Genomic DNA, 24400 nt, shown 5'->3' with positions numbered 1-24400 from the left:
TATCTAAAAGGATTCAATACGTGGCAAAAGTTTCAGATATTGGCGGAAAGCGTCTGTTGAGTTTAGCGCCCGATGCTTGGGCGCAATGGGTCACGCAACAGCCCGATGTCGTCGCGCTGGAGATTCTCGGCTCCGAATTTCAGTGGGTGAGTCGTGAAAATGATGTGCTCATGAAAGCGTATAGCCCTGCGCATGGGGAGTTTTTGATCCTCAATGAGCTGCAATTGCGATACTCCGACAAACTGCCCCTGAGAATGAGAGCCTACACAGCACTCGCTCAAGAAAAATATGGATTGCCAGTGTTTCCGGTCTTGATCAATATTTTGCCGCCCTCTTCGACGGCGGTTGTCCGTAATCGCTTTGAATCTAATTTTTTAGGGCTTCAATCCCGTCAGGATTACTGCGTCATTAACCTGTGGGAAGTAGAGGCCGAAATGGTGTTTGAGCGATCGCTGGAGGCATTACTCCCTTTCGTCCCAATTCTCAAAAATGGCGGAGATCCGCAGACTGTAAATCGTGCTTTAGTTCAATTGCAACAAAACGAAGAATTGGTTGAGTTAGAATCGTTGCTAGGATTCTTCGCCAGTTTTGTGCTGGATACAGAACTGGTACGGCAAATTATGAGGTGGGACATGACGGTATTACGAGAGTCGCCCTGGTATCAAGAGTTGCTGCAAGAGGGGGAACAAGCAGGAATGCTCAAAGGAATGCTCAAAGGCAAGCTAGAAGGCAAGCTAGAAGGCAAGCTAGAAGGCAAGCTAGAAGAAGCCCAATCTCTTATTCTTCGTCAACTTGCGCGCCGAATCGGGGACTTGACCCCCAATCTACGATTGCAGGTTCAAGCATTATCTTTATCGCAGTTAGAATCTCTGGGCGAGGCGCTACTGGATTTTTCGAAACCCGATGACCTGTTTAATTGGCTGCGGACTCTTGGTGCGTAACTATCGCCCTAGCCTTTCGTTTAACTCAGGACAATGGGCGTTAGCTAGGTCGCTTCATGAATACGCTGATTCAGAACGTGCAGGTACTCAAGGGCGATCGGTATGAAACCTTGGATGTCCAGATTACGGGAAGCCAGATCGTTGTCATTGCGCCATCTGAGTCGGAGCTAAGCGCAGAACTTGCCATTGATGGTCGCGATCGCCTTTTATTGCCAGGATTCGCGAACGGGCATACCCACTCCTCCCAAATCTGGCAGCGCGGACTCATTCCGCCCTTGCCTCTAGAGCTATGGCTTGCCGATGTCTTCGACACGGCGATCGCCGATCTCGAACAGCATTACCTCAGCGCCCTCAAGGTGGCAGTCGATACCCTTCTCTCCGGCGGCACCTGCGTTGTCGATCATGCCTATCTGGTCCCTGGCTACGAACTGGAAACGATCGCGGCCTTGGCAAAAGCCTATACCGAAGCAGGCATCCGCGCTGTCATTGCGCCCATGACCCAGGATTTACCCTTAGTGGCGGGGCTGCCGTCAGGATTATCGCTGCCCCACACCCCCTATCCGAAATCGACCCCAGACATTCTGGCCATGATGGAGGCGATCGCCCAGCAGTTCCACAATCCTGAAGCGGGCATTTATGTTGCCGTGGGTCCGGCTGGATTCCATCGCTGCTCGGATGCGCTACTGGAAGGCTGTCGGGACATCAGCGATCGCCATAACCTCTGTCGGCATACGCACTTGCTAGAAACCAGAGCGCAAAAGCGGTTGGCCCAAGAGCGCTACGGCGGCAGTGCCGTCGTTCATCTCCAGCAGTTGGGATTCTTAGACCATCGCACCTCGCTAGCCCACTGCGTCTGGCTCAGCGATGCAGACATCAAAATCTTGGCCGAAACCCAGGCCACCGTCGTCCACAACCCGGTCAGCAATCTGCGCCTCGGCAGCGGCATCGCGCCTATTTTGAAGTGTCTCAAAGCTGGCGTTAACGTGTCCTTTGGCTGCGATGGGGCCGCTAGCAACGATGCCCAGAACCTCCTGGAGGCGATTAAGCTGGGCACAATGCTCCACACGGTCGCGGAACCGGACTATCGAGACTGGATTGCACCCCACACGGCCCTTGAAATTGCGGCATTGGGGGGCATGAAGGGCATCAATTTAGGCGATCGGGCCGGGTCTATAACCGTAGGGAGGGCGGCGGATTTAGTCCTTTACGATCTCAACTGCCCGTCTATGCTGCCCCAAAACGATCCGGCGAGCCTTTTGGTTTTGGGTAGACCCGTCGATGCGGTAGATCGGGTCTGGATTAACGGCAAACCCATTGTGGAGAATGGTAAGGTGCTGACGGTGGATGTAGATGGATTGCACCAGGAATTGCAGGCGCGGGGGAAGGGAAATGGGCGATCGCTTGGCGCGCAGCGATCGCAGTTTCAGACCATTCACCAAGTTGAACCCCACTATCGAAAGGTTATGTTAGACAAAGATGCAACATCTGAGATCCCCGATTCGTAATCCGGTCTTCAGTTTTCTTCAAAGCTCTGGGGTTTCTCGCAAAGGTTTAAGGTGATTCCCTGCAAAGGTTTCACCAGCCGAGATTGCACCCTTCGACTCCGCTCAGGGCGCAATCTCTAGTCTCTAGCTGGCTGAGCGCGTTGCCCTGCCGTGTCCTGCGATGCCCTGAGCCTGTCGAAGGGAGCTTGCCGAAGGGAGCTTGTCGAAGGGAAGTCGAAGCCAGCGGTAAGTTGTTTTCCAGAAATCGCTTAATGCCAATCAACGTTAACGTTGAAATCGACGGCAGGAATCTTGTCCAAAGACAGAACACAAACAGCAAGAGCGTGGCGGGAAAACCGACTTCAGCGGTTTGCGATTTCCACTACAATCGTAGACACCCACGCCTCACCGCTCCCAATCCTAAAGGGAGTTAAGCCAGTGTTTACTCTTTCGTCCACCCCAAATAGCGACACCCAACCCCTTGACCTAGTCGCCGCCATTCAAGACCTCAAACAGGAACTCAACGCCGTCATCCTGGCCCACTACTACCAAGAACCCGAAATCCAAGACATCGCAGACTTCATCGGCGACTCCCTCGGCCTGTCCCGCCAAGCCGCCAGCACCAACGCCGATGTCATCGTCTTTGCAGGCGTCCACTTCATGGCAGAAACCGCCAAAATCCTCAATCCCGCCAAACAAGTCCTCATCCCGGACCTCGATGCAGGCTGCTCCCTCGCCGACAGTTGCCCCCCCGATGCCTTTGCTGCCTTCAAAGCATCCCATCCCGGCCATCTCGTCATTTCCTACATCAACTGCACCGCCGACATTAAGGCGATGAGCGACATCATCTGCACCAGTTCCAACGCCGTCGAACTCGTGCGCCAAATCCCCGCAGACCAACCCATTATCTTTGCGCCGGACCAGAATCTAGGGCGCTACGTCATGGCCCAAACCGGACGCGACATGGTGCTATGGCAAGGAAGCTGCATCGTCCACGAAACCTTCTCGGAACGCAAGCTTTTAGAGCTAAAAGCAGCACACCCCGCCGCCGAAATCATCGCCCACCCCGAATGCGAAGCTCCCATTCTTCGCCATGCCGACTTCATCGGATCCACCACCGCGCTCCTCAACTACACCCAGCGCAGCAATGCCGACACCTTTATCGTTGCCACCGAGTCCGGCATTTTGCACCAGATGCAAAAACAAAACCCCAACAAACACTACATTCCAGCGCCCCCAACAGCCAACTGCGCCTGCAACGAGTGCCCCTACATGCGTCTGAATACTTTAGAGAAAGTGTACTGGGCCATGAAACGGCGATCGCCGGAAGTCACCGTCCCCGAACTAACCCGCCTCGCCGCCCTCAAACCCATTCAGCGGATGCTAGACATGAGTCGTTAAAATGCACATTAATAATGGGATACTGCTTGAAACCAGGCGTAATCTCGAGCATCTATGGCAGATTTGTCTGAAGAAACCGTAATGTTGGTGTTTACCTTACAGAAACGGCTTTTGAAAATTATTAATGAGGCAACAAAACTTGCATTCATGATTTTTGAGCAGTTTGGCGAAACGGAGGAAACAACTCCTGAACTGGATGAGCTTCAAAGCCTTCGAGAGCGAGCGACATCTTACTACATTCGTCTTTATCGGCTTTTATTGCAGCATTCTGAATCTCAACCTACAGCCACTTCCGCTACACTAGATTTATTGGTTCAGTCCATCGATCGAACGCGAGCGGTGGCTGATGCTGGCGAAGCAAGCAACCGAGAAATTAAACGCAACTGGAACTTGTCATGAGTAGTCAACCCATTATTCCTGACGCTGAGACAAGAGCGCGTTCTGTTGCTAGAATGCGTGAAATTTGTACTGCGTTTGACGAGCAAATTGCAGTACTGGATCGGCTGAGCACTCAGCTAGAAGCTGAAAACCAGCAGCAACCTTTTTACATTTATTGCCAAAAACGAAAGCAGCAGCGCGAAGCGGCTCAAGAAAAGCTGCATACGATTCCAACATCGATGATTTAGTCTTTGCAAACAGGCAGCGATCGCAACCCTTGTTTTCCTACAATAAAGCCTCCCAAAAAGGGAGGCTTTATTTTTCTATGCGGATGGCGAGACTCGAACTCGCACAGCGTGAGCCACACGCCCCTCAAGCGTGCGTGTCTACCAATTCCACCACATCCGCAAGGGTTATTCAGGCAATGGATCGAGCGAACTCACCCATTTCAGCTTACAAAGTATAACAGGTTTGCCCGACCTCGGAAAAGCCGTTTTCAGAGATTTTGATAGCGCCGCAGCAAAGCCCCCGTCAAGATGGAGACTTCGGGATGTTGATACAATGTGGGAGATCGAGCTGAAAGGTCGAAATATCTGTGGCGGTGAAACCGGAATGGCTGCGTGTCAAGGCTCCTCAATGGGAACGGGTCGGCAGTGTAAAAGACATCTTACGAGACTTGCAGCTCAATACAGTGTGCGAAGAAGCCTCCTGCCCCAACATCGGCGAGTGCTTTAGCCACGGGACGGCTACGTTCTTGATCATGGGTCCTGCCTGCACCCGTGCCTGCCCTTACTGCGATATCGATTTTGAGAAAAAGCCTGTCGCCCTCGACCCTACCGAACCGACTCGTCTCGCCGAAGCCGTGCGCCGCATGAACCTCAATCATGTGGTCATTACCTCCGTCAATCGAGACGATTTGCCCGATGGCGGCGCAAACCAGTTCGCGCGGTGCATCCAAAATATTCGCACCCTGTCCCCCCAAACAACCATTGAAGTCTTAATTCCAGATCTGTGCGGCAATTGGGATGCCTTGACCCAAATCCTGGCCGCTGCGCCAGATGTCCTCAACCACAACACCGAAACCGTGCCGCGTTTGTACCGTCGGGTGCGCCCTCAGGGGGATTACGGGCGATCGCTGGAGTTATTGCGGCGATCGCGGGATATTGCGCCCTGGATTTATACCAAATCCGGTGTCATGGCAGGGTTAGGGGAAACGCCAGCAGAAATCGAGCAAGTGATGGCAGATTTGCGGCAGGTTGACTGCGATATCGTCACCCTCGGTCAATACCTCCAGCCCAGCCCCAAACACCTGCCCGTCCAGGAGTTTGTCACCCCAGAACAATTTGCAGCGTGGCGCATGGCAGGGGAAACCCTTGGCTTCTTACAAGTCGTCTCCTCCCCGCTGACGCGCAGCTCTTACCACGCCGAAGAAGTGCGACGGCTGATGGTGGAGCATCCCCGTCCGAAACCCATGGCAGCTATCTCCGCTTCCGACCCTCGCGCAATTGTGGCCTAAATGGATGGATCGCTCGAATTGCCTCAGGCACGAAAGTATTCTCGATTTCAAAAGCTCATCCAGTACCTTCGCCCCCACTGGATTCGGGTGGGAATTGGCGTGTTTACGCTGCTGGCCGTCAACGGTATCGGAACCTATCTGCCGCTCGCGATCAGCCAGGTTATCGACGAGCTGCAAACCCAATTCCAGCTTTCCCAACTTTGGCAAGAAGTGGGTCTGATTGTCGGATTGGCAACGCTCATGCTGCTGATGCGGATGGTTTCTCGGATTGCAATTTTTGGCGTGGGCCGTCAAGTAGAGTTCGACCTCAAACAGCAGATTTTCGACCACGTTCTGCGCTTAGAACCCGCTTACTTCGCCACTCGCACCATCGGCGACCTGATCAACCGCGCCACCAGCGATGTGGACAACATCCGCCGATTGGTCGGCTTTGCACTTCTGAGCTTTGTGAACACCTTGTTCGCCTATATGCTGACGCTGCCCATCATGTTTGGGATCGACCTCGAGCTGAGCTTAGCGGCGATCGCCGTCTACCCGTTCATTTTTTTACTGGTGAACCGCTTTAGCAAGCGGCTCAAAGCCCAGCAGGTCGCAGTTCAGGAATGCCTTTCCCGACTGAGCGATCTCATCCAAGAAGACATGAGCGGCATCTCCCTGATCAAAATCTACTCCCAAGAACAAAACGAACAGCAGGCGTTCGTCCACCTCAACCAAAAGCTGCTAGACGCAAACCTGCGCCTTGCCAAAACCCGCAATATTTTGTTTCCCATCCTGGGCGGTATCGCCAGCCTCAGCTTACTGGTGCTGATCTGGTTTGGGGGACGGGCGATCGCCAGTGGAGCCATTACCGTGGGAGGCTTCGTCGCCCTCATCCTTTACGTAGAACGGCTGATCTTCCCGACGGCGTTGCTCGGCTTCACCATTACTGCCTACCAGCGCGGCGAAGTCAGCATCGACCGGATTGAAGCTATCCTGACCGTACAGCCCGCGATTGATAGCGAACCCGACGCGATCGCCCTCCCCCTCGCCAACGTCAAAGGCGAACTCCAGGCGCGCCATCTCACCTTTACCTATCCCGGTGCCGATCGACCCGCACTCAAGGATGTTTCCTTTACCCTAGAGCCGGGCAAAACCGTGGCGATCGTCGGTCCCGTGGGTTCGGGGAAATCCACCTTGGCTAACGCGATTCCGCGCTTGCTCGATATCCAATCCGGCCAGCTCTTTTTGGACGGTCGAGACATTACCCAAGTGCAACTGCGGGACTTGAGAGCGGCGATCGCCTATGTCCCCCAAGACAGTTTCTTGTTTAGCACCACGATTAAAAACAACATTCGCTACGGTAAGCCGAACCTGGAGCAGTTCGAAATCGAGCAAGCTGCAAAACAATCCCAAGTTCACAGCGAAATCCTAAACTTTCCCCAAACTTACAAAACCCTCGTCGGCGAGCGAGGCATTACGCTCTCCGGCGGTCAGCGACAGCGCACGGCGCTAGCGCGGGCGTTAGTCGTAGACGCCCCCATCCTGATTTTGGACGATGCCCTGGCCAGCGTGGACAACCAAACGGCCACCGAAATCTTAAAAAATCTCACGGAAGGCACCCAGCGCAAAACCGTCCTATTCATTACCCACCAGCTTTCCGCAGCGGCGATCGCCGATCGGATTTGGGTCATGGACAAAGGCGAGATCGTCCAAGTCGGCACCCACGAAGACCTACTGGCTCGGGCAGGGCTTTACCAAACCCTGTGGAAGCAGTATCAGCTTGAGAAAAATCTGGGCTAAAGACAGATTTTTGATAGATTTCAGAAACTGCAACGCGCTTATAAATAAGCATTCTGATGCTTAAGCATGGTTAGAGTGGTTTTGGCCATAATTTTGAGATCCAGCCAAAAAGACCAATTTTGCAGGTAGTCGAGGTCGTAGGCCACCCTCTGCTGGAGGTTTTCTTGGGTTTCATATTCTCCATACAGGCCGTGAATTTGCGCCCAGCCTGTCAAGCCAGGTTTAACTTTCTGCCCCAGAGGGTATCGATTGGAATAGTTCCGATACAGTTCTGAGTAAGCCAATCGCTGAGGGCGAGGGCCGACGAGACTCATGTGGCCTCGCAGCACGCTAATCATCTGCGGAAGGCACTCTAGACCCGTGCTTTTCAAGAACGACCCGACCCAGTAAAACTGAGGTTCGGCCATGGGTCGAGCTGGTTTGCCCCGCGTCGTTCTAAATTTGTAGACCGTAATAGGCTTCCCATTCAAGCTATAGCGTCGCTGCATGTAAAGGATAGGGCCAGAAGAAGTGGTTTTGAGGGCGATCGCCACCCCGAGCGTAACGGGCAAGGTTAACACCAACGTGCCAGCGGCCACCACAATATCCGTGATGCGTTTGGCGACCACGTGAGGGGTGATTGATGGAATCTCAGATAGCGCGACGAGCGGCACTCCCAGAAAATCCTGTACCTTCGCCTGCATCAAATTAAAGGCGGTGATGTTGGGGACAAAATAGACGCAAGCGGTAGTATCTTTTAGCTCGTGAATGAGTTGGCTGACCTTTGTAGACTCCTGAAGTGCCATGGCAATGTACACCACATCGATGTGGTAGCGCCGCACGTAGTCGGGGAGTTCTTCTAAAGTGCCAATTAACGGCTTAATCTTGATTTCCGTCATGGCTTCGAGGGGGTCTTCCGTAAAAAAACCGCAGAACTGAAGCCCAAACTGAGGGCTGTCCCGAAACTGCTGGGACAGCATCTGACTGAGTTCCCCCGTACCAGCAATGACGGCTTTTCGAGAATTTAAGCCTGTCGCGCGAAGCTGCCGCAGCAGCAGTCGCAGTTTGAGGTGGTGCAAACAGATGGCAAAGGGCACGATCGCGAACCACGAGCACAGCACCAGCCGCGAAAATAAAGCAGAAGTTTGCGTGATGTAGCCGAACAATAGCAGCAGCGCGCAAACAGAACCCCAGGCCATCCAGACCCGAGGGTAGGTCGCGGCAGGATGACCGCTGCGGTAGGAAACGTAGATGCCAATGCTCCCAAAAATGGGCCACATGATCGAGGCGGTCAAAACTGAGAGCGCTATGTAGGGTGTTATGAAGGGTGTATTGAACCCCAGCGCGAAACCGAGTCCCCATAAAACGGCCACTGCAATTACGACATCTAAGGTGCGTTGGAGCACCCAGATAAAGCGGGCATAGCGTTGGAGCCAGCCCATGGAGCGGCGTTTTTTTCTCTTACTAAGGGGCATATGCATCAAACACTGGGTTTGAAATTCCGATGAATGTCGAGTCTTGAAAAAAGAAAACGATGGCATCCCGGCGATCGAAAGTCGAGCGGGTTTCTCTACGTAGACTACCCATTCAGGTCAAAATAATTAACTCATTTCCGCTATTTGCGGGTTTTTGTAACAAAATTGTTGACTCGAGCAGCGTATGCATGGATAGAGCGAGCGGACTTGTTCTGGCTCTAGCTGGAGAGACGTCACTCAAAAAACGAGCTTCAATCCTGTTTATAACCAATCTGTAAAATTGGAAACAAATCTCCAAATAGCTTCTACGATAGAAGAAGGATCGAGACGCTAAATCCTTCTGTCTGTCTGTATCGTCAACCTTCATTTCTTTTAGCTTATGCGCTATCGGAACGCGGTCGGTCTTTCCTATGTTGAGGTCATGGTTAGCATGCTGACTTCGGCATTATTTCTGAGTACGACGCTGCAAGCCTACGTTGCGGCAACAGGTTTGCGCGTCAAAACTCGACAGGCAGATGCGGCGATCGCCTCTATCCAAGCTGATGTGGAGTCCATTCGCCAGATGGCCCAAGCGCTCCCGAGTAATGCAGCGGACTGTCAACTGCCACCGTCGGGAAGCTACGCCCAGCAAATTATGCAAAGCATCGCTAATAAAGATAGGGTAGCCCTCAACGTATTGGTTGACATTCCCCCTGAAGTCAGCGTCAGTACCATTGCGCCCAACGAAGATCGACCTATTGTGATGGAGCAGGTTGCAACCTTGCCGATGGCAGCTCTGCCAGGAGACTACCGCATGCAGCGCACTTTATCCGTAGATACCAGTGGACTTCCATCGGAACAGGTGCTGCAAATTGCATATCGGGTCGTACTGCGCGAGCCTGCTGAAGTTCGGGAAGGGGATAGTGTCGAGGACCCGCCCGCCAACCTCAATTTATCGGAGCCGACCGTCGTTGCCCAACTCAATGCCGCGATTCTTCCCAATGCTGCGATGGTTTGTTTTTAGATCGGCTCTAGGGTTCACGCAAATTGAGCTGATGGTTGCGATATTGGTCGCGGGCATATTGGCGGCGATCGCCGCACCGAACCTCGCGCCGTGGCTCCGCCAGCAGCAGGTTAATGCAGCGCTGAATCAAATCGACCAAGCAATTCAGGAAACCCAGTCCGAGGCTTTAAAGCGCAATCGAGGTTGCAGTATCAGTCTGACGCGGGGGACTGAAGTGACTTTGACGGGAACCTGTTTGGTCACAGGGCCGCGTACCCTTAAAGGCGTAAGGCTCGACCATAGCCGGAGTAATGCTACATGGGTGATTTCTTTCAATGCCGCTGGCGAAAATCGATCGCCTGGGAACGATCCCGGTACGCTATGGCTCAGCGCGCCCAGCGTGCAATCGAAGTGCCTTGTCATTTCTGTGGGAATTGGACTGCGAAGGACAGGTCAGTATCGCAACAACGTTTGCATTACGCCCTAGATTGGATCCCGTAGCTTTCATGCGTAACTTCAAAGCTGGATTTACCCTAACTGAGTTGATGGTTGCCGCCGCCGCCAGCATCATTCTGTGTGGCGTGACGTTAGGGGGATTAATCGTGCTCCAGCAGATGAGCCAACAAATGGACGAGCGACTCGTCCAAGAAGCAGAACTCCAGCGAGCGCTTCGCTTCATTGCTGGCGATATTAAGGAAGGGAAGCGAATTGAGGCAGGAGCACCTGCTCTTTCTGGATACAACGGCCTGTTTCAAATTATTCTCCCTGATGAGGATGAGCCTAAGATTGGCTACTACTCTAGGGCGCGGGGCACAAGAGTGTGGGCAGGGCCACAGATTATCTATCGCAAAGATTCTCGCGAGACGCGACCCTATGCTCTGATAGACCAAATTGCTACTGTTAGCGAGATTGGAGTTAGCCCCTCTGAGTTTTGTCCTGGCTCTGGGCCTTTAGCGAGCGGAGACGCTGGCTTTATGGTGCGGCTCGATAGCCCGAGTACAGCTAGAGTGTGCCTGCTCGGACATTTGTCCAAGTCGAAAACGGGCATCAAGGCTTCGATCGTGGCTTCAACTCGCGTTGCGCCGTAGTCGATCGCGGGCTTAGCGCTTCTAACCTAGATTTTGCTAGTCTGTCTGGGGTAATTTCACCTGGAACGCGCCATTCCGGTTGACGATCTCGCCCCCGAGCGCCTGGATTTGCTTGGCTGCAAATTCGCGGGTGGGCTGGTCGATCGCGTTGGTCAGGATGTTGTACCAAGACCCTACTCTGGCGCGGCGGCTGTCGGGGTTGGTGGCGAGAAACTGGGCGGTTTGGAGGGAGCGGGCGGCGATCGCCTGCATTTGAGGATCTTTTGACTGACTGGCCCAGGATGCTGCCATTTCGTAGGAGCGGCGAGCGTCTTGAGTTTTGCCTAAAAACAGCAGTTCGTCGGTGGCTTTGGCCTGCCACAGAAAATAAGCTTCTGACTGCATTGCGGGAGGAATCGCGTTTATGCCCTGCTGAAGCAGACGGACGGTTTCCTGCGGCTTTCCGCCATAGAGCGAGACGCTAGCGGAAAGGTAGGGATACATTGCTAAAAAACGCGGATCCCGATCTACGACGACTTGAAAGAAATCGGGGGTGATGCGATACCCCGTTTTGGGGCGGGCTTGGTCGTCTCCGAAGTATTGCAGAAAGTTAAGGAACGACCAGTTTGCAATGAGGTTGTCAAATCCAAAGGTGGGCAATTTAGCCAACAGTTTGAGGCTGGCTTGAGTTTGCTGTTCTTCGCGCAGATATTCGGCTTTAGTCAGCGGCCGATCGGCTTTGCGATCTATCTCGGAGAGGCGGCTAAGCTGAAGATGGGCGATGGTGCCGTAACTCAGCAGAACAATTGCAACCGTCACAAAAAGCGGAGTCTTTCGAGACAAGACTGAGGCTAGAGCGGTTAATTTGATGGAGTCGGTCATGGCACTCAAGTTTGGTGCAATGGGCGGTGATTTGGTGGTATAGCTCTAAGTATGCCCTGAACTTCGATTTTCATTAATAGTGAATCAAACGAAAGCGTAGGATGAAGCAATAGCATGACTATCACTACACAAAAGCTCACTTTTGAAGAATATCTAATCTATAGTGATAGCACCGATACCCGCTATGAACTGGTTGATGGAGAACTCGTACCGATGAGTCTAGGCACGGGAAAGCATGGCGGTATCACTGAGTTTTTACACGACCAGTTTCGCGATCGAATCCAACAAAAAAACCTCCCTTGGACTTGCAAACAGATGACGGTTGGGGTACGTTCCCCGCGCGGACGAAGTTGGGATACTTCCCGTATCCCTGATGTCACCATTCTATCTCTTGCACAATGGGACGCAATGGCAGACCGAGAAGCTGTCATTAACCTCAATGAGCCACCCCCTTTGCTGGTTGTCGAAGTTGTTAGCCCATCGACCCAAGCTGATGATTACCGCTCGAAGCGCTCTGAATATGCGCTCTTAGAGATTTCTGAGTACTGGATCGTAGACCCCATCGCTCAGAAAGTTACCCTTTGCATTTTAGATCGTGAGTTTTACGACTCTGTAGAGTTTCGAGGCAACGAGCTTATTGTGTCCCCCACTTTTCCAGATCTAATCTTGACCGCTACTCAAGTGTTGGAAGCTCGGCTGTAGTCGATGTTGGATTTTGGCGATCGCACGGATTTGCTGGACTGGCTGCGATCGCACGAGTAGCCTCAGCCTAGACGAGAGAGACTCGATAAGATTTCTATTTTGAAGGGGCAACCACGGGGTAATCACGCTGTTGAAGACAGACTCAATTTTCTACCGCATTTTTCAGACCGCGCCAGGAGTATTTTTTGAACTACTGGGCGAGCCTGCTGAACGCGCTCAGGGTTATGTGTTTCGCTCGGTGGAGGTGAAGCAGCTTTCCTTTCGCCTGGATGGGGTCTTTTTACCCCAACCGGATGGCCCCGATCGGACCGTCTGGTTTGTGGAGGTGCAGTACCAGAAAGACCCTTACTTTTACCATCGCTTCTTTGCGGAAATCTTTCTCTTTTTTGAGCAGTATCCTCAAACGGAAGACTGGAAGGCGGTTGTCTTGTTTTCCAAACGTTCTGTGGAGCCAGACCAAACGCATCTTTTTCGTACGCTGCTGGATAGTGTCCAAGTCCAGCGAATTTATTTAGAAGATTTACAGGATATGCCTACGGGGTCGTTAGGGGTAGGGCTACTGCAATTGATTAACGCTAGGCCAGAGGTGTCTGAGGCTCAGGCGCGAGTGCTGGTAGAAAGGGCGCGCAGTCAGTTACAGCCGGATGCAGACTTGGAAAGAATTATAGAATTGATTGAGACGGTGATGGTCTATAAGTTTCCGACGTTGAGCCGAGAGGAAATCGAGCAGATGTTTAGTTTAAGTGAACTAAAACAAACCCGTGTTTATCAGGAAGCACTGGAAGAGGGACGGCAAGAGGGACGGCAAGAAGGACGACAAGAGGGGCGACGGCTGGAGGCTTTGGCACTTGTTTTACTTCTGTTAAAGCGTAAATTGGGTTCGCTTGAGGCTGGGATTGAGATGCAGGTGCAGGCTTTGTCTCTAGCTCAGCTGGAGGATTTGGGAGAGGCGCTGCTGGATTTTGGCGATCGCACGGATTTGCTGGATTGGCTGCGATCGCACGCCTTGACCTAACCGACATCAACTGGGTTGCGCGAGAAGGAAGGCGATCGCACAGTTAATGGGCATACTGATTAAGATGATTTGCTTTTTTTAATCAGTAACATTTATGGTCAGCGAAGCAACGCAGTCTTACCTAGAATCTCTCCAGCAGTTGGGTTGGCAGATCGACGACTCGTTACGGCAACGCCTAGACAGTATCTGTATAGAAACAGATTGGAATAGTCCAAGTACTGGGCAGGACTGGAATAATATAGGGGTTGCGGCACTGATTCAGGCACAGGATTGCGACGATCTGTCTCTCAAAATGTCCTTGGTCGAGTTAGCGCAAGATGCATTTAGCGAAGGTGAAGCAGATTATCTCCTTTGTCAAGCCCACAAAGCTTTATTGAGTGTATTGGTCGGTGAGTTTTATCCAGCTCGTCAACAGGCGTTTACGGCTCTGTTACAGCTTCAAATTGCGTTGGAAAAGGACGCGGCTGAAGTACCGCTTGGATTAATTTATGTGCCGACGGGGTGGTACGGTCGCGCGGTGGATCGGTTGCAGGTGATGGAATTGCTCTACGTATCCCCTCAAAATGGGTTGGAGCAGGTGTATCAGTATTGGAATCAAATTTTTGTGCATTCTGCCCAGGTTTTTTACAATGCAATGGGGCTACACACGCTATCTACGGCGGCGCATGTGAACCCCAATTTACCTGCGCTACAGCTAAAGCAGGGAATTGCTTGTCGAATGGCAGCGCAGGCTGAAGGGTTTATTTATCTCCACAATGCTCTGCGTTTAGCGCCTGGTAATTTAACGGTGCTACAGAGTTTATCTATTGCCTATCGAGATATTAATGAGACTGCGGCGGCTCACCACTATTGGCAATTGGCAGCAGATCGATCCGCAGGACGTCTAGATTTTGATAGCGTATGGACTCAAGTATCACCCGATCGGGATTTTACCTATGTTCCTTTTGACGAGGGGGTGACGCTGGCGGTACAGCCCAGTCTGAACAGTATTGTGACCAGTGTTTTGTTAGGAGAAGGGGATTGGTTTGAGAGTGAGATGGAGTTTTGGCGCAGTTGGCTAAAGCCTGGAATGACTGTGATTGATGTAGGGGCCAATGCAGGGGTCTATACTTTTAGTGCAGCAACTAGAGTGGGTGCGAGTGGCAAGGTGATTGCGATCGAGCCGTTTCCGGCTTGCGTGGGGTATTTAGAAGAAACCTGTCGCGTCAATCAATTTGACTGGGTGCGCGTGTATGGGGCGGCAGCGAGCGATCGTACGGGCAGCATTCGCCTTTCTATTTATGGGGCAAGCGAACTGAATGAGGTGATTGCGGACGATGCGGAGGTGGTATCGGGGCAAGTTGTCGAGGTGCCGTGTCTAACACTGGACAGCCTCATTGAAACGGAGCAGATGAGCGCTGTCAATTTTTTGAAGCTGGATGCAGAGGGACATGAGATTAGCGTTTTACGAGGTGCTCAGCGGCTTCTGGCGGAGTTTTCACCTATCATTTTGTACGAGAATATTGCAGGTTCTCAGGGAAGTAATATGGAGGTTGCCCGTTTTTTGGTGGAGCAGGGCTATGAGCTGAATATATATCAGCCTTACCTACAGCAGTTGATTAAGCTAGAGTCTTTAGATGCGTTGGAGGGACAGCTTAATGTTGTAGCAACGCCAAGCACATAGCGATTTGGACTTTGGAATCGACTCTGGCATCAATGATAGAGCTAAGAATAGGCAAAACACAGCTAGGTTTTTCTATTCTTCCAGCTGCGATCGCACTTTTAGACCTTGAGCATTAGGAGGGACTGCAATTGTCTGTTTTTTTGTCAACGCTTAAAAAACATGGCCGACTTGACCCTATTCACCTCACAATCTGCAATGTTGGCTCTCGAAAAATTAGTAGCCAGGACGAATACGCCACTGGGCCATGGAGTAATTTTTTGCCCAACTTATCTATTCTTGGCTTCGATGCCGATGCCGATGCTTGTCAGGCCGCCAATGAAGAACTAGCTACCCGTCAAATTAACTGGACTGAGCGTCATATTCCTCTAGCGCTTAGTAACGTCATCGGAGAATCTACACTGTATGTCACCAAGGCACCGATGTGTAGTTCGCTTTACCCGCCCAATGAATCCTATCTGAAGCGGTTTTCAAATTTAGCCGATCTGGTTTCATTAGATTATTCAGTTGAAATTGAGGTTGTAACACTCGATCAAGCTTGTAAAGACGAAAGTATTACTAATATTGATTTTCTGCAAATTGATGTTCAAGGAGCAGATTTACATGTTCTTGAAGGGGCATCTCAACTCTTAGAAAGAGGTATATTAGGCATACAGATAGAAGTAGAGTTTTCATCGCTCTACAAAAATCAACCTTTATTCGCAGATGTTGATTCTTTTCTCAGAGGATATGACTTTTCGCTCTTTGACTTGTCTCTATCGCATCGAGTCAGGGCTTGTTCGCCCATACGATCGGCCTTAAGAAATGGACAACTACTTTGGGGAGATGCGTTTTACTTCAAAGACCTGATACAGCTAATGTATGATGAACCAAGTTCTACAGTAAGCCCCGATAGGATATTTAAGCTTGCATGTCTTGCCGATGCACTTTTATTCCCGGATTATGGTCTTGAACTGCTGGAATTTTTAACCATCAATTATGGGAAAGACGAGCAATATAATTTTGCTGATATCATTATTGAAACCTTACTTCAATTTCCCGAATTAGATATTCAGTCAATCCAACATCTGTCAATCGTAAAAAATATAAAAGGTTTTTGCAAATCCCAAGCTTGATAGTTTTTATAGATTGAATTATGTCCTTAAAAACCTGTTTAAAAAGTCAGATCGAAGGTTTAACACACAAGGCTTTGAATAGAATCAAATCATTTCACTCAAAAATCTCTCTAGGCAAGGGTTTCAAAATATTTTTCAAACAGGTTCTCAGCCATTTACTCAAAAATTTGTACCTCTTAACGCAAGTAAAAATCTTGACGGCAACTTAAATACTATTGCTGCTCCAAATACAGCGCCCACATAGAACGGTAAGCATTTTCCATATCGCGGGCAAACTGTTTTGCATTCCATAATGGAGACGTTTTCCGAGATTGCTTTAGCTTCCACGCAACTCGCTGGCGCAATTGCTCATCTTGACCGAAACGGATGCCCCATTCAACATATTCTTCATCTGTCCATGCGATCCCTTCTTCAATCCCAGCATTTTGCATAAAGGCATAGCTATTGCGAGCTGCAAACTGCTCTCCTACTCGCGTTACCAAAGGAATTGCCATCCAAAGAGTTTCTAGAGTTGTTGTGGCACCATTGTAAGGATAAGTATCGAGAACTATATCAGCAATTTGAAGATTTGCGCGATGAATATATTCATTTTCAGCGAAAGGTAAAAACCTCAAACGATCAGCTGAAACTCCCTCCTCAGAAGCAATTTGTGAAAAGAAATTACAGATAAGATTTTGGTCGCCTAATCCTTTGACAAGAAAATAGCTTTCAGATACTTCTTTCAAAATTTTCATCTGTAAGCGAACTGCCATTGGGTTGCGTTTAGAACCCACTTGACTACTCAAGTAAATAACCGCATGATTAGGAATGTCTAAATCTAAACGCCGTAAAGATGGAGTACCAACCTCAAAACCGTCAACGGCTACGTAAGTTTGAGGAAGCCTCCAAATTCTTTCCTTATAGTAGGTTTGAGCATTGCTAGGTAGAACATAAGGATCGGCAATAAAATAGTCAATAGCTGGTAGACCTGATGCATCGCACCCTAGCCAGGTTACCTGTATCGGAGCTGGTTTTAAGGAAAGAATCAAACAGGTTTGATCGACAGTAAAGCTATCAAGATCGACCAATATATCTAATCGATCGTTGCGGATAATATCGGCAGAAATGCCAATATCACCAATCAAATGTCTAATACATCCGACATATGGAGAAAACCAAGCTTTAAAGAAATCGTTATCAGGGCTCTGTTCGACCACATACGCAGTGATTTCAAATTCTACTTGGTCGTGATACTGAAATAGCCATCGAGCTAGCCAAGCCACTGAGTGCCTGCTAAATTTACTAGATATATAACCAACTCTTAACGGTCTTCCTGCATCAACCCTAGAAAAAGGGAGAGTTTTTATTTGTGATTTGGCATTAGTTATAATATTATTAAAGAATAACTCTGCCGCCTCATTTTGTAATTTACGATTCTCTGCTAAGTCATCTTTAAGATAAGCAAAAAGACCAGTATTAACAATTAAAAACTGAAGTACATTTAAGGAGAGTTGAGTCGATCCATTTTCAATAATTTCCAACATCAAGACTCTAAGTTGTTCAGAGACTATAGGTACCTCATCCCAATCCCCAGCCTTCATTAAAGTTTGTAAGAATATACAGCATGAAAGAAATCGATCTTCCAATTTGATACTCTGCAACCAGAAAAACTTTGCAGCTTCTATAGCTTCCTTATGTTGGTTTACAGCCGTATAGAAATGCGGAAGATATCCTAGTACAACTAAGTCATAAGGCTCGTACTTTAAGCATAGGTTACAGAGAAGTATTGCAGCATTGAATAGTTTGTTTTCAAACGCATACTTGATCGCGGCAACTTTAATTGTTTCAAAGCATTCTTTTCGAGAGTCACTGCGGAACAGACAAGCTTCAAAAAAGTTTACGGATCTATCATCAATCTGTTGATTTAAAACTGACTTCAAAACAGAGGCAATTAGATACTTTTTGACAAAAATTGCTTCATCTCTTAATAATTCTATTAACTCAATCTCATCAAGCATATTTGGCGAAAAAGAGTTTAGTCTTATATGCAAATCAATAATTAATAACTTATTTTCTATATTACAAGAATCAAAAAAGTCAATATATTTTCGGATCAATAATGATTTAGAATATAGTTGAATTGTGCTTAAGTGTTCTGCTTCTTTGCTCAAAGTTTTAATTAAACTTTGAATAATAGCTTCTGTATCTTGATTATTATGCTCCGCGATCGCACCAAGCCATACTAGTTGAGCTGTCGTTTCATCATCCAGGAAAAGATAAGCTAGTCCAATATACCAATAGCTAACTAATTCATCTGGATACACATGAATCAACTCCTCAAATGCTACAATAGATTCCGAGTAGCTTCCTTGAGAAAAAAGATCCGTTGCAGATTTATATAACTTAGAGTTAAGCATTAAAAATATCGAAGATTCTTTAGATCTAAAAAAACAAACTATTCATACTAAAACAAAGAAAAATTCTCTTAAAGTTACTGTGTTAGCAATGAAGCTTTTTGTCTATTTATGACCACTATATTTCTCTATAAAAGATTTATTTACACCTTTAAACTATTTTCCCACATTGCTGTATATGCACTCTCTATTTCACGGGTAAACTGCTTTGCATCCCATAGGGGAGATGTTTGGCGGGACTGCCTCAGTTTCCAACAAACCTTTTGCCGCAGCAGCTCGTCAGTTCCAAACTTAACGCCCCATTTAACGTACTCCTCTTCGTTCCAGGCAATACCTTCACTAACTCCAACATTCATCAAAAAAGTGTAACTATTACGAGCTGCAAATTGTTGTCCTACCCGCGTTACTAATGGGATACCAGCCCAAAGTGTTTCTAGTGTTGTTGTAGCTCCATTATAAGGGTAGGTATCTAAAACGACATCGGCAACATGCAAATTGGCCCGATGAATAAACTCATTAGGAGCCATGGGCAAAAATCGCAACCTATCTAAGGCAACACCTTCTTCTTCTGCAATTTCGATAAAAAGTCGCTGAATTGCTTCTTCATCTGAGTATCCTTTTACTAATAAGTAGCTTTTCTTAACCTCTTTCAAAATTTGTAGTTGCAAACGTATGGTGTCTGGATGACGTTTGAGTCCATTTTGTGCGGTAAGGTAAACAATCCCATCTGATGGAATGTTGAGATCGTCTCTACGAAGTGTAGACACATCACTTTCAAAGCCATTCACAGCAATATATGTCTGAGGCAATCGCCAAATCTTTTCTTGATAGTAGTCTTGTGCATTATCAGGTAAAACATAGGGGTCTGCAATGTAATAATCGATTGCTGGAATTCCTGAAGCGTTTTTTCCCAGCCACGTTACCTGGATAGGAGCAGATTTAAACGCCATTACTATGCAGGTTCCATTAAATGTTGTGCTATCTAGATCCACTAGAATGTCAATCTCATCTTTAACGATCTGCTCGGAAATTTCTTGCGGATTAATACCTAAGGTTCGATAAAAAGTTGCTTTATCTTTAAACCAAGTTTTTGAGAAATTATTATCTGTATTCTGATTAACAAAATACAGGCCAATATCAAATCTTTCTTTGTCATGATAGTGAAAAAGCCAACGGCTTAACCATCCCACTGAATGAACTCTAAACGTGTGTGCAATATAGCCTATCCTCAAACGATCTGATTTCTTGGATTGTTTAAATACTTTAGAAGGTGTATATTTTTTGACATTTTCCTGAAATAGATTTGCAATTCCATTTTGCAAGAAACTATTTTCATGGGGATTATCTTGCAAATACTCTAGTAAAGTAGGCAGAACAATAAGAGAGAATTGAACATTGCTGGCCGCATCAATTACACTAGTATTAATTACTTCTTTTATTGAGCTTTTATATCGCTTTATAAGTTCATCTGAGTTTGACCAACGTCCGAGCTTAATAAATGATTGAGTAACTAAGTAGTTTCCAAATGCTTTTTCAATTGGACTAGAGCACTGATTCAAGAATAAATTTGCGGCTTCTAAGCTTTTCTTGTAGTTACCGCATTTATCGTAAAATATATATAAATATTGTAGCGACCTGAAATCTTCTGGACTTATACAAAGGTTTGCTTCAACAATCTGAACAGCAAATTCTGGTTGTCCTAATTGATCGGCAACTTCAATTGCACAAGTCGTTAAGGCGTCAATCCATAATCTAGAGTCAGGAATACGAGCTAAAACAACTTCAAGAAAATTTATCGTTACTGTTGAAGGAAATTTTAATAGCTTAATTAGTGTCTTAAGGAGTAATTCAGAATCAATATCACCATATTCTGTATTACAAATTAACTCTAAAAGATTCCACTGCTCTATAAGATCTAAACTAAAACTATTTAAATCGACAGTCAATAAAACTAGATAAAGTAAGTTATTTATTTCATTTGGTTTTATTTCTCGAATATGCTGTCTAATTAACCAGCTATTTTCAATGTTGTTGAGTATTGATTGATGCTGAGCCTCGGTTTCAAGAACCTCAATTAATTCATAAATCCAAACATCAATTTCTATATCCGATCCATGAGCTATATAGAACTGCCATGTTGTTTGAGCTAAGTCTTCTAGACCTTGAAGAAGGTATACTAATCCTAAATGCCAATAGTGAGATGAAATATCCGGTTCTTCCTGAATTAATTGTTCGTATAGTCTTACAGCTTCCTCGTACTGACCTTCAATTAAATGGTTATTAGCTATTTTTTGATTATTCATTTAATGCTCCGCAGTAGCTTAATTAAAAGCACTAGCCTTAGAATCATAACCTACTAATGAGACCAATGAGGCAAAGATTCAAAACTCTTTAAACTTAAATAATACGCACTAAGAAAATCTAATATTCGATCCCAAAAAGATTTCTTTAGGCTTTACTTACAGGGTTATTCATATCGCCAAATAAACCTTTAATGTAAGTCTAGCAAATCTAAGGCCAAAGACAGAAAATACTAAAGCTACTCAATCCTAAATGGTAACTATCTATTGAAGCCTACTACCTGCAGAGCAGCTTGCTATAGCTGGTGGCCCTGCATTAACATTGACAGTAGCAGTGTTGTCGGAAGCAGCCCCTTTGCTTTGCAAACTTTCGCAAATGATCTGAATGGAAGTATTATCATTTCCCTGTGCTACTCCTGCTGCATAAACTTTATAGTCATTTGAGTTTGGTTCTGCAACGGCAGTAGCTGTACCCACACTGCCGACCACTGAGTAAACATAGTGTTGGCTACTTAACGTTACTGCATCCAATTCTAGATCGTTGATATCTGAGGCAAAAGTACCATTAGAGAACCGATAAGCTTGCTGAGCGCGGTTGATCGTGCCCAAATTTGATTTTGCTTCTGAGCCTCTGGCTTTTCCTGCTTGGTTGAGATAGCTCGGTAACGCAATCGCTGCTAAGATCGCAATAACTACAACAGAAACAAGTAATTCAATTAATGTAAAACCCTGTTGGGTTTTATGGTTCCATAATAATGTTCGCCTGCAAGTTCGTTGCTCTATGACTTCTAAAGATAAGCTACTCACACATGTGTCCTGACACAAATCAGGTATATGAACCCTCAGAACTCTAGGAGTGGATTTGTGCTGCTTGCAGCGCATGGAATACTGCCTTCAAAAAATATTGCTGACTAGAGATAAGCTGCAAAGCATAAGTTCAGGCTGCATTTTTGCAGCAAGCACTTAAAAAGTATATTAAAGATTTCAAGATTTTATAATTTCTATATTTGCAAAAGTAGACTGTTAAACTCAATTAATCTGAATTCAACAATCAAGAGTCTCTGATTTAGATGGCAAAGTTATTGATTCAGAGTTTTAATTAGAATTAAAACTTATTGTATTCTAAAGTTTGCGTAAAAGCCCTTATTTTAGAGGAGATTTCAGTGAATACCAACTAGTCGTGGCATCTACCTGGTTGGCACTTGTGGGTATACATCAATCCACACTTCAAATATATTAAAAGTCAAATCTAATGGAACTAATGAGTTTTCCAATTAACTCACATTAGGACTTTTAATATATTTGAAGTTGCTATTTCTCTCCTAAGTAGCAGTTTACTTGTTCTTGATTTTTTATTAAGCTCAATTCCAGCAATCTTTAATAGAGGAAGAAGAGAAACTAATGCTTTAGTCATTCTTCCTCCTCTTCCTCTTCTTTTCAAAAATTTCTAAATAGCCCTCTAGGCTCTAGAAATTCTTAATTAAAAAACAACAGGCTGTCTAATTTCTACTGTACTACGTTACCGGAGCTGCAATCAGCAGTAGCAGCAACTGTTGCACTTGCATCTACATCAGCGGCGGCTGTCCCGCCAGCTGCGTCACTAGTTGCGCTTTCGCATACTACCATTGCGGAAGTGTTATCTCCACTTTGCGCAACACCGGAAGCATAAACCTTAAGGTCAGTATTTGTACCTGGGTCTGCTGCAGTAGTTGTGGTGTACTGACCGCCTGTCGCATCGTATGTATAGAAGTTGCCAGTGATTCTTGCGTCTAAGTTCGTAACTTCATCTGAAAACGTTTGGTTTTCAAGGCGATAGGCTTGCTGACCGCGGTTGATGGTGCCTAGATTAGCTTTTGCTTCAGAACCACGAGCCTTACCAATTTGGTTCAAGAAGCTGGGTAGTGCAATAGCAGCCAAAACACCGACGATGATGATAACAACTAACAATTCGATGAGGGTGAAACCTTCTGCACCCTTTTTCTTGCTGACGAGGTTTTGTAAGAATTTAGCTTTGAATTCAGATTTCATTGTGCTTGCTCTCTTGGTTTAACGTTTAGGTTTGAGATGTATTGTTCGCTCCCATTCATAACTTACCCAGCCTTTTTGGGTTTCATATCACGGGCTTTGAAGTTCAGTATTTCTACGGAGAATGGTACTGTATCAGGATAAAAGACACATCCCTCGTCTAACAAAGAGTCCATGTCTGCGCAGGGACTCTCGTTTCGCGAAGATTGGGCGGAGAGAGGCTATCAGTGCTTAGCACCTAACCCTGCATTAAATCTATCAGAGGCTGTTTCAAAAACCTCATTTATTCCTGCATTAGCCCCCCGACCCCCAATTTGGGGGGAGAAAGCCGAGAACTAGGGTCATTCCCCCCAAAATTGGGGGGCTAGGGGGCGAGTGTAATGTCTAAAAAACTTTTCGAACCGTGTCTCAAGGGGATCTCAATCTAAGTACAGCACTCTTCAAAGGCATTGATTGGGGTCAATACCCTGCGATCTTAACAGTGCCTCTAATTGTTCTACTCTCTGCTGCGCTTGCTCTTTAGCTTGTCGTTCTGCTTCCTCCGGTAACGGTGCAAGCTGCCCCTCTGCGCTAAACCACCGGAGCTGACGCTCATGGATGCCTAAAAATAACTTAAGCTGCTCGCTCCAAAGCCATCCGGCATCATTAGCAGCTAACGCCTCATACCGACCACTCACAAGATGAAACCCCGCAAACTCCATTGTCTCGGGATGGAACCAGAAATAATTGGGCACCCGCCACACATCTCGATACAGGTCTTTTTTAGCGCCTTTGTCTACTGTTGCCGTAGCGCTAGACAATAGCTCAATGACTACATTGGGGTATTGGCCCCCTTCTTCCCAGATGGTCCAACTGCAACGATCTTTCTTTTCGGCCCCCAGCACCACAAAGATATCTGGCCCTCTAAAGTCGCGTTTTTTGAGCTGCTGTACGTTGTAGTACACCGTCAGGTTGCCAGAAATGTAGAAGTCTGGCCGATCTTGCCACCAATACTTGAGCAGTCGAATTAACAGGTCGATCTGGTTGCGGTGAAAGTCTGATTCCAAAGACGGCTCATCGCTATCTAATTGGGTGGGAGGCCACTGAATGTCATCGACAATCCCATCCAGGATCTCGTCGTCATAGGCAGAGGGTGGATTGGCATCAAGACGAACCATTGCTGGACTCTCTAGCGGAACTGCTTTTAGTATAAACGAAGGGAAATTGAGGCTTTTGTCATCTGGGATCGCCGATCGAGCAGATACGTAGCTACCTGTCCTAGTTTGCACCTCGACACTAAAGCCTAAGCTTGATGATGTCTAAAATA

The 24400-nt window shown here is 47.3% G+C and carries 22 protein-coding genes and 1 tRNA gene; 14 read left to right on the top strand and 9 right to left on the bottom strand.

The genetic code is table 11. The features are described 5' to 3' along the window. The first annotated feature begins 20 nt into the window (after window positions 1-20). The 5 genes from R6H26_RS01255 to R6H26_RS01235 all read left to right on the top strand — a co-directional run bounded on the left by R6H26_RS01255 (window position 21) and on the right by R6H26_RS01235 (window position 4452). On the top strand, window positions 21-941 hold the full coding sequence (locus R6H26_RS01255; protein WP_404787637.1) for an Rpn family recombination-promoting nuclease/putative transposase: 921 nt from the start codon (window positions 21-23) through the stop codon (window positions 939-941). Between the two features lie 56 nt (window positions 942-997). Beyond that, window positions 998-2446: an amidohydrolase gene (locus R6H26_RS01250; protein WP_404787635.1), complete on the top strand. Its 1449-nt coding sequence runs from the start codon at window positions 998-1000 to the stop codon at window positions 2444-2446. 417 nt (window positions 2447-2863) lie between these two features. Then, entirely contained in the window at window positions 2864-3826 is a 963-nt protein-coding gene (nadA, locus tag R6H26_RS01245; protein ID WP_404787633.1) for a quinolinate synthase NadA, read from the top strand. Window positions 3827-3880: 54 nt separating this feature from the next. After that, window positions 3881-4225: a hypothetical protein gene (locus tag R6H26_RS01240; RefSeq protein WP_404787632.1), complete on the top strand. Its 345-nt coding sequence runs from the start codon at window positions 3881-3883 to the stop codon at window positions 4223-4225. Then, window positions 4222-4452, top strand: coding sequence for a hypothetical protein (locus R6H26_RS01235; protein WP_404787630.1), 231 nt, complete (start codon window positions 4222-4224; stop codon window positions 4450-4452). The genes R6H26_RS01240 and R6H26_RS01235 overlap by 4 nt, the downstream gene beginning before the upstream one ends. Window positions 4453-4530: 78 nt before the next feature. Here R6H26_RS01235 and R6H26_RS01230 read toward each other — a convergent pair. Further along, window positions 4531-4612 (bottom strand) — tRNA-Leu (locus R6H26_RS01230). A gap of 187 nt (window positions 4613-4799) precedes the next feature. Between R6H26_RS01230 and lipA the strand changes: the two genes are divergently transcribed. Beyond that, complete coding sequence (gene lipA, locus R6H26_RS01225; protein ID WP_404787628.1) at window positions 4800-5720, top strand: lipoyl synthase; 921 nt, start codon at window positions 4800-4802, stop codon at window positions 5718-5720. Further along, complete coding sequence (locus R6H26_RS01220; RefSeq protein WP_404787626.1) at window positions 5721-7499, top strand: ABC transporter ATP-binding protein; 1779 nt, start codon at window positions 5721-5723, stop codon at window positions 7497-7499. It abuts the gene before it with no gap. 38 nt (window positions 7500-7537) lie between these two features. On the opposite strand, the gene R6H26_RS01215 is transcribed toward R6H26_RS01220, so the two are convergent. Further along, window positions 7538-8920, bottom strand: coding sequence for an exopolysaccharide biosynthesis polyprenyl glycosylphosphotransferase (locus R6H26_RS01215; protein WP_404787624.1), 1383 nt, complete (start codon window positions 8918-8920; stop codon window positions 7538-7540). Between the two features lie 412 nt (window positions 8921-9332). On the opposite strand from R6H26_RS01215, the gene R6H26_RS01210 reads away from it, so the two are divergent. Genes R6H26_RS01210 through R6H26_RS01200 form a run of 3 tightly spaced genes read left to right on the top strand, consistent with a single transcriptional unit; the run spans window position 9333 to window position 11023 of the window. Next, on the top strand, window positions 9333-9956 hold the full coding sequence (locus R6H26_RS01210; protein WP_404787623.1) for a hypothetical protein: 624 nt from the start codon (window positions 9333-9335) through the stop codon (window positions 9954-9956). Beyond that, window positions 9916-10422 (top strand): Tfp pilus assembly protein FimT/FimU, encoded by a 507-nt coding sequence (locus tag R6H26_RS01205; protein ID WP_404787622.1) that lies wholly within the window; start codon window positions 9916-9918, stop codon window positions 10420-10422. Before R6H26_RS01210 ends, R6H26_RS01205 begins: the two co-directional genes overlap by 41 nt. Window positions 10423-10441: 19 nt before the next feature. Next, window positions 10442-11023 (top strand): type II secretion system protein J, encoded by a 582-nt coding sequence (locus tag R6H26_RS01200; RefSeq protein ID WP_404787620.1) that lies wholly within the window; start codon window positions 10442-10444, stop codon window positions 11021-11023. Window positions 11024-11059: 36 nt separating this feature from the next. On the opposite strand, the gene R6H26_RS01195 is transcribed toward R6H26_RS01200, so the two are convergent. After that, entirely contained in the window at window positions 11060-11884 is an 825-nt protein-coding gene (locus R6H26_RS01195) for a hypothetical protein (RefSeq protein ID WP_404787619.1), read from the bottom strand. Between the two features lie 114 nt (window positions 11885-11998). Here R6H26_RS01195 and R6H26_RS01190 point away from each other — a divergent pair, with 114 nt between their 5' ends. From R6H26_RS01190 to R6H26_RS01175, 4 genes are all read left to right on the top strand, one after another. Then, window positions 11999-12586: a Uma2 family endonuclease gene (locus R6H26_RS01190; protein ID WP_404787617.1), complete on the top strand. Its 588-nt coding sequence runs from the start codon at window positions 11999-12001 to the stop codon at window positions 12584-12586. Between the two features lie 130 nt (window positions 12587-12716). Beyond that, window positions 12717-13601: an Rpn family recombination-promoting nuclease/putative transposase gene (locus R6H26_RS01185; RefSeq protein WP_404787616.1), complete on the top strand. Its 885-nt coding sequence runs from the start codon at window positions 12717-12719 to the stop codon at window positions 13599-13601. Window positions 13602-13695: 94 nt separating this feature from the next. Beyond that, on the top strand, window positions 13696-15264 hold the full coding sequence (locus R6H26_RS01180; protein WP_404787614.1) for an FkbM family methyltransferase: 1569 nt from the start codon (window positions 13696-13698) through the stop codon (window positions 15262-15264). Window positions 15265-15392: 128 nt separating this feature from the next. After that, the gene (locus R6H26_RS01175) at window positions 15393-16376 is read left to right on the top strand and encodes an FkbM family methyltransferase (protein WP_404787612.1); all 984 of its coding nucleotides are present in this window, start codon (window positions 15393-15395) and stop codon (window positions 16374-16376) included. Window positions 16377-16588: 212 nt separating this feature from the next. Here the strand turns inward: R6H26_RS01175 and R6H26_RS01170 are convergent, their stop codons facing one another. The 6 genes from R6H26_RS01170 to R6H26_RS01145 all read right to left on the bottom strand — a co-directional run bounded on the left by R6H26_RS01170 (window position 16589) and on the right by R6H26_RS01145 (window position 24251). After that, the gene (locus tag R6H26_RS01170) at window positions 16589-18772 is read right to left on the bottom strand and encodes an O-linked N-acetylglucosamine transferase, SPINDLY family protein (protein ID WP_404787610.1); all 2184 of its coding nucleotides are present in this window, start codon (window positions 18770-18772) and stop codon (window positions 16589-16591) included. Between the two features lie 140 nt (window positions 18773-18912). Further along, entirely contained in the window at window positions 18913-21072 is a 2160-nt protein-coding gene (locus tag R6H26_RS01165) for an O-linked N-acetylglucosamine transferase, SPINDLY family protein (RefSeq protein ID WP_404787608.1), read from the bottom strand. Window positions 21073-21333: 261 nt separating this feature from the next. Then, window positions 21334-21876 (bottom strand): type IV pilin protein, encoded by a 543-nt coding sequence (locus tag R6H26_RS01160; protein ID WP_404787607.1) that lies wholly within the window; start codon window positions 21874-21876, stop codon window positions 21334-21336. A 472-nt stretch (window positions 21877-22348) separates the two neighbouring features. Next, window positions 22349-22483 carry a hypothetical protein gene (locus R6H26_RS01155; protein WP_404787605.1) on the bottom strand — a complete coding sequence of 45 codons (135 nt, stop codon included), beginning with the start codon at window positions 22481-22483 and terminating at the stop codon, window positions 22349-22351. Between the two features lie 92 nt (window positions 22484-22575). Further along, window positions 22576-23097 carry a type IV pilin protein gene (locus R6H26_RS01150; RefSeq protein WP_404787603.1) on the bottom strand — a complete coding sequence of 174 codons (522 nt, stop codon included), beginning with the start codon at window positions 23095-23097 and terminating at the stop codon, window positions 22576-22578. 437 nt (window positions 23098-23534) lie between these two features. Further along, a complete protein-coding gene (locus R6H26_RS01145; RefSeq protein WP_404787602.1) occupies window positions 23535-24251 on the bottom strand; it encodes a Uma2 family endonuclease in 717 nt (238 codons plus the stop codon). Between the last annotated feature and the right edge of the window lie 149 nt (window positions 24252-24400).

The sequence above is a fragment of the Altericista sp. CCNU0014 genome, assembly GCF_044923475.1.
Taxonomy (GTDB): domain Bacteria; phylum Cyanobacteriota; class Cyanobacteriia; order Thermosynechococcales; family Thermosynechococcaceae; genus JAAURS01.
Note: the sequence above shows the minus strand (reverse complement) of the source record. Positions and strands in the feature narration are given on the sequence as shown.

Excerpts from the sequence above, each read along its gene's own strand:
- R6H26_RS01250 (WP_404787635.1), top strand. The coding sequence starts at position 998 with ATGAATACGCTGATTCAGAACGTGCAGGTACTCAAGGGCGATCGGTAT.
- R6H26_RS01240 (WP_404787632.1), top strand. The coding sequence starts at position 3,881 with ATGGCAGATTTGTCTGAAGAAACCGTAATGTTGGTGTTTACCTTACAG.
- R6H26_RS01235 (WP_404787630.1), top strand. The coding sequence starts at position 4,222 with ATGAGTAGTCAACCCATTATTCCTGACGCTGAGACAAGAGCGCGTTCT.
- R6H26_RS01220 (WP_404787626.1), top strand. The coding sequence starts at position 5,721 with ATGGATGGATCGCTCGAATTGCCTCAGGCACGAAAGTATTCTCGATTT.
- R6H26_RS01215 (WP_404787624.1), bottom strand. The coding sequence starts at position 8,920 with ATGGGCTGGCTCCAACGCTATGCCCGCTTTATCTGGGTGCTCCAACGC.
- R6H26_RS01210 (WP_404787623.1), top strand. The coding sequence starts at position 9,333 with ATGCGCTATCGGAACGCGGTCGGTCTTTCCTATGTTGAGGTCATGGTT.
- R6H26_RS01205 (WP_404787622.1), top strand. The coding sequence starts at position 9,916 with ATGCCGCGATTCTTCCCAATGCTGCGATGGTTTGTTTTTAGATCGGCT.
- R6H26_RS01200 (WP_404787620.1), top strand. The coding sequence starts at position 10,442 with ATGCGTAACTTCAAAGCTGGATTTACCCTAACTGAGTTGATGGTTGCC.
- R6H26_RS01195 (WP_404787619.1), bottom strand. The coding sequence starts at position 11,884 with ATGACCGACTCCATCAAATTAACCGCTCTAGCCTCAGTCTTGTCTCGA.
- R6H26_RS01190 (WP_404787617.1), top strand. The coding sequence starts at position 11,999 with ATGACTATCACTACACAAAAGCTCACTTTTGAAGAATATCTAATCTAT.
- R6H26_RS01180 (WP_404787614.1), top strand. The coding sequence starts at position 13,696 with ATGGTCAGCGAAGCAACGCAGTCTTACCTAGAATCTCTCCAGCAGTTG.
- R6H26_RS01170 (WP_404787610.1), bottom strand. The coding sequence starts at position 18,772 with ATGCTTAACTCTAAGTTATATAAATCTGCAACGGATCTTTTTTCTCAA.
- R6H26_RS01165 (WP_404787608.1), bottom strand. The coding sequence starts at position 21,072 with ATGAATAATCAAAAAATAGCTAATAACCATTTAATTGAAGGTCAGTAC.
- R6H26_RS01155 (WP_404787605.1), bottom strand. The coding sequence starts at position 22,483 with ATGACTAAAGCATTAGTTTCTCTTCTTCCTCTATTAAAGATTGCTGGA.
- R6H26_RS01150 (WP_404787603.1), bottom strand. The coding sequence starts at position 23,097 with ATGAAATCTGAATTCAAAGCTAAATTCTTACAAAACCTCGTCAGCAAG.
- R6H26_RS01145 (WP_404787602.1), bottom strand. The coding sequence starts at position 24,251 with ATGGTTCGTCTTGATGCCAATCCACCCTCTGCCTATGACGACGAGATC.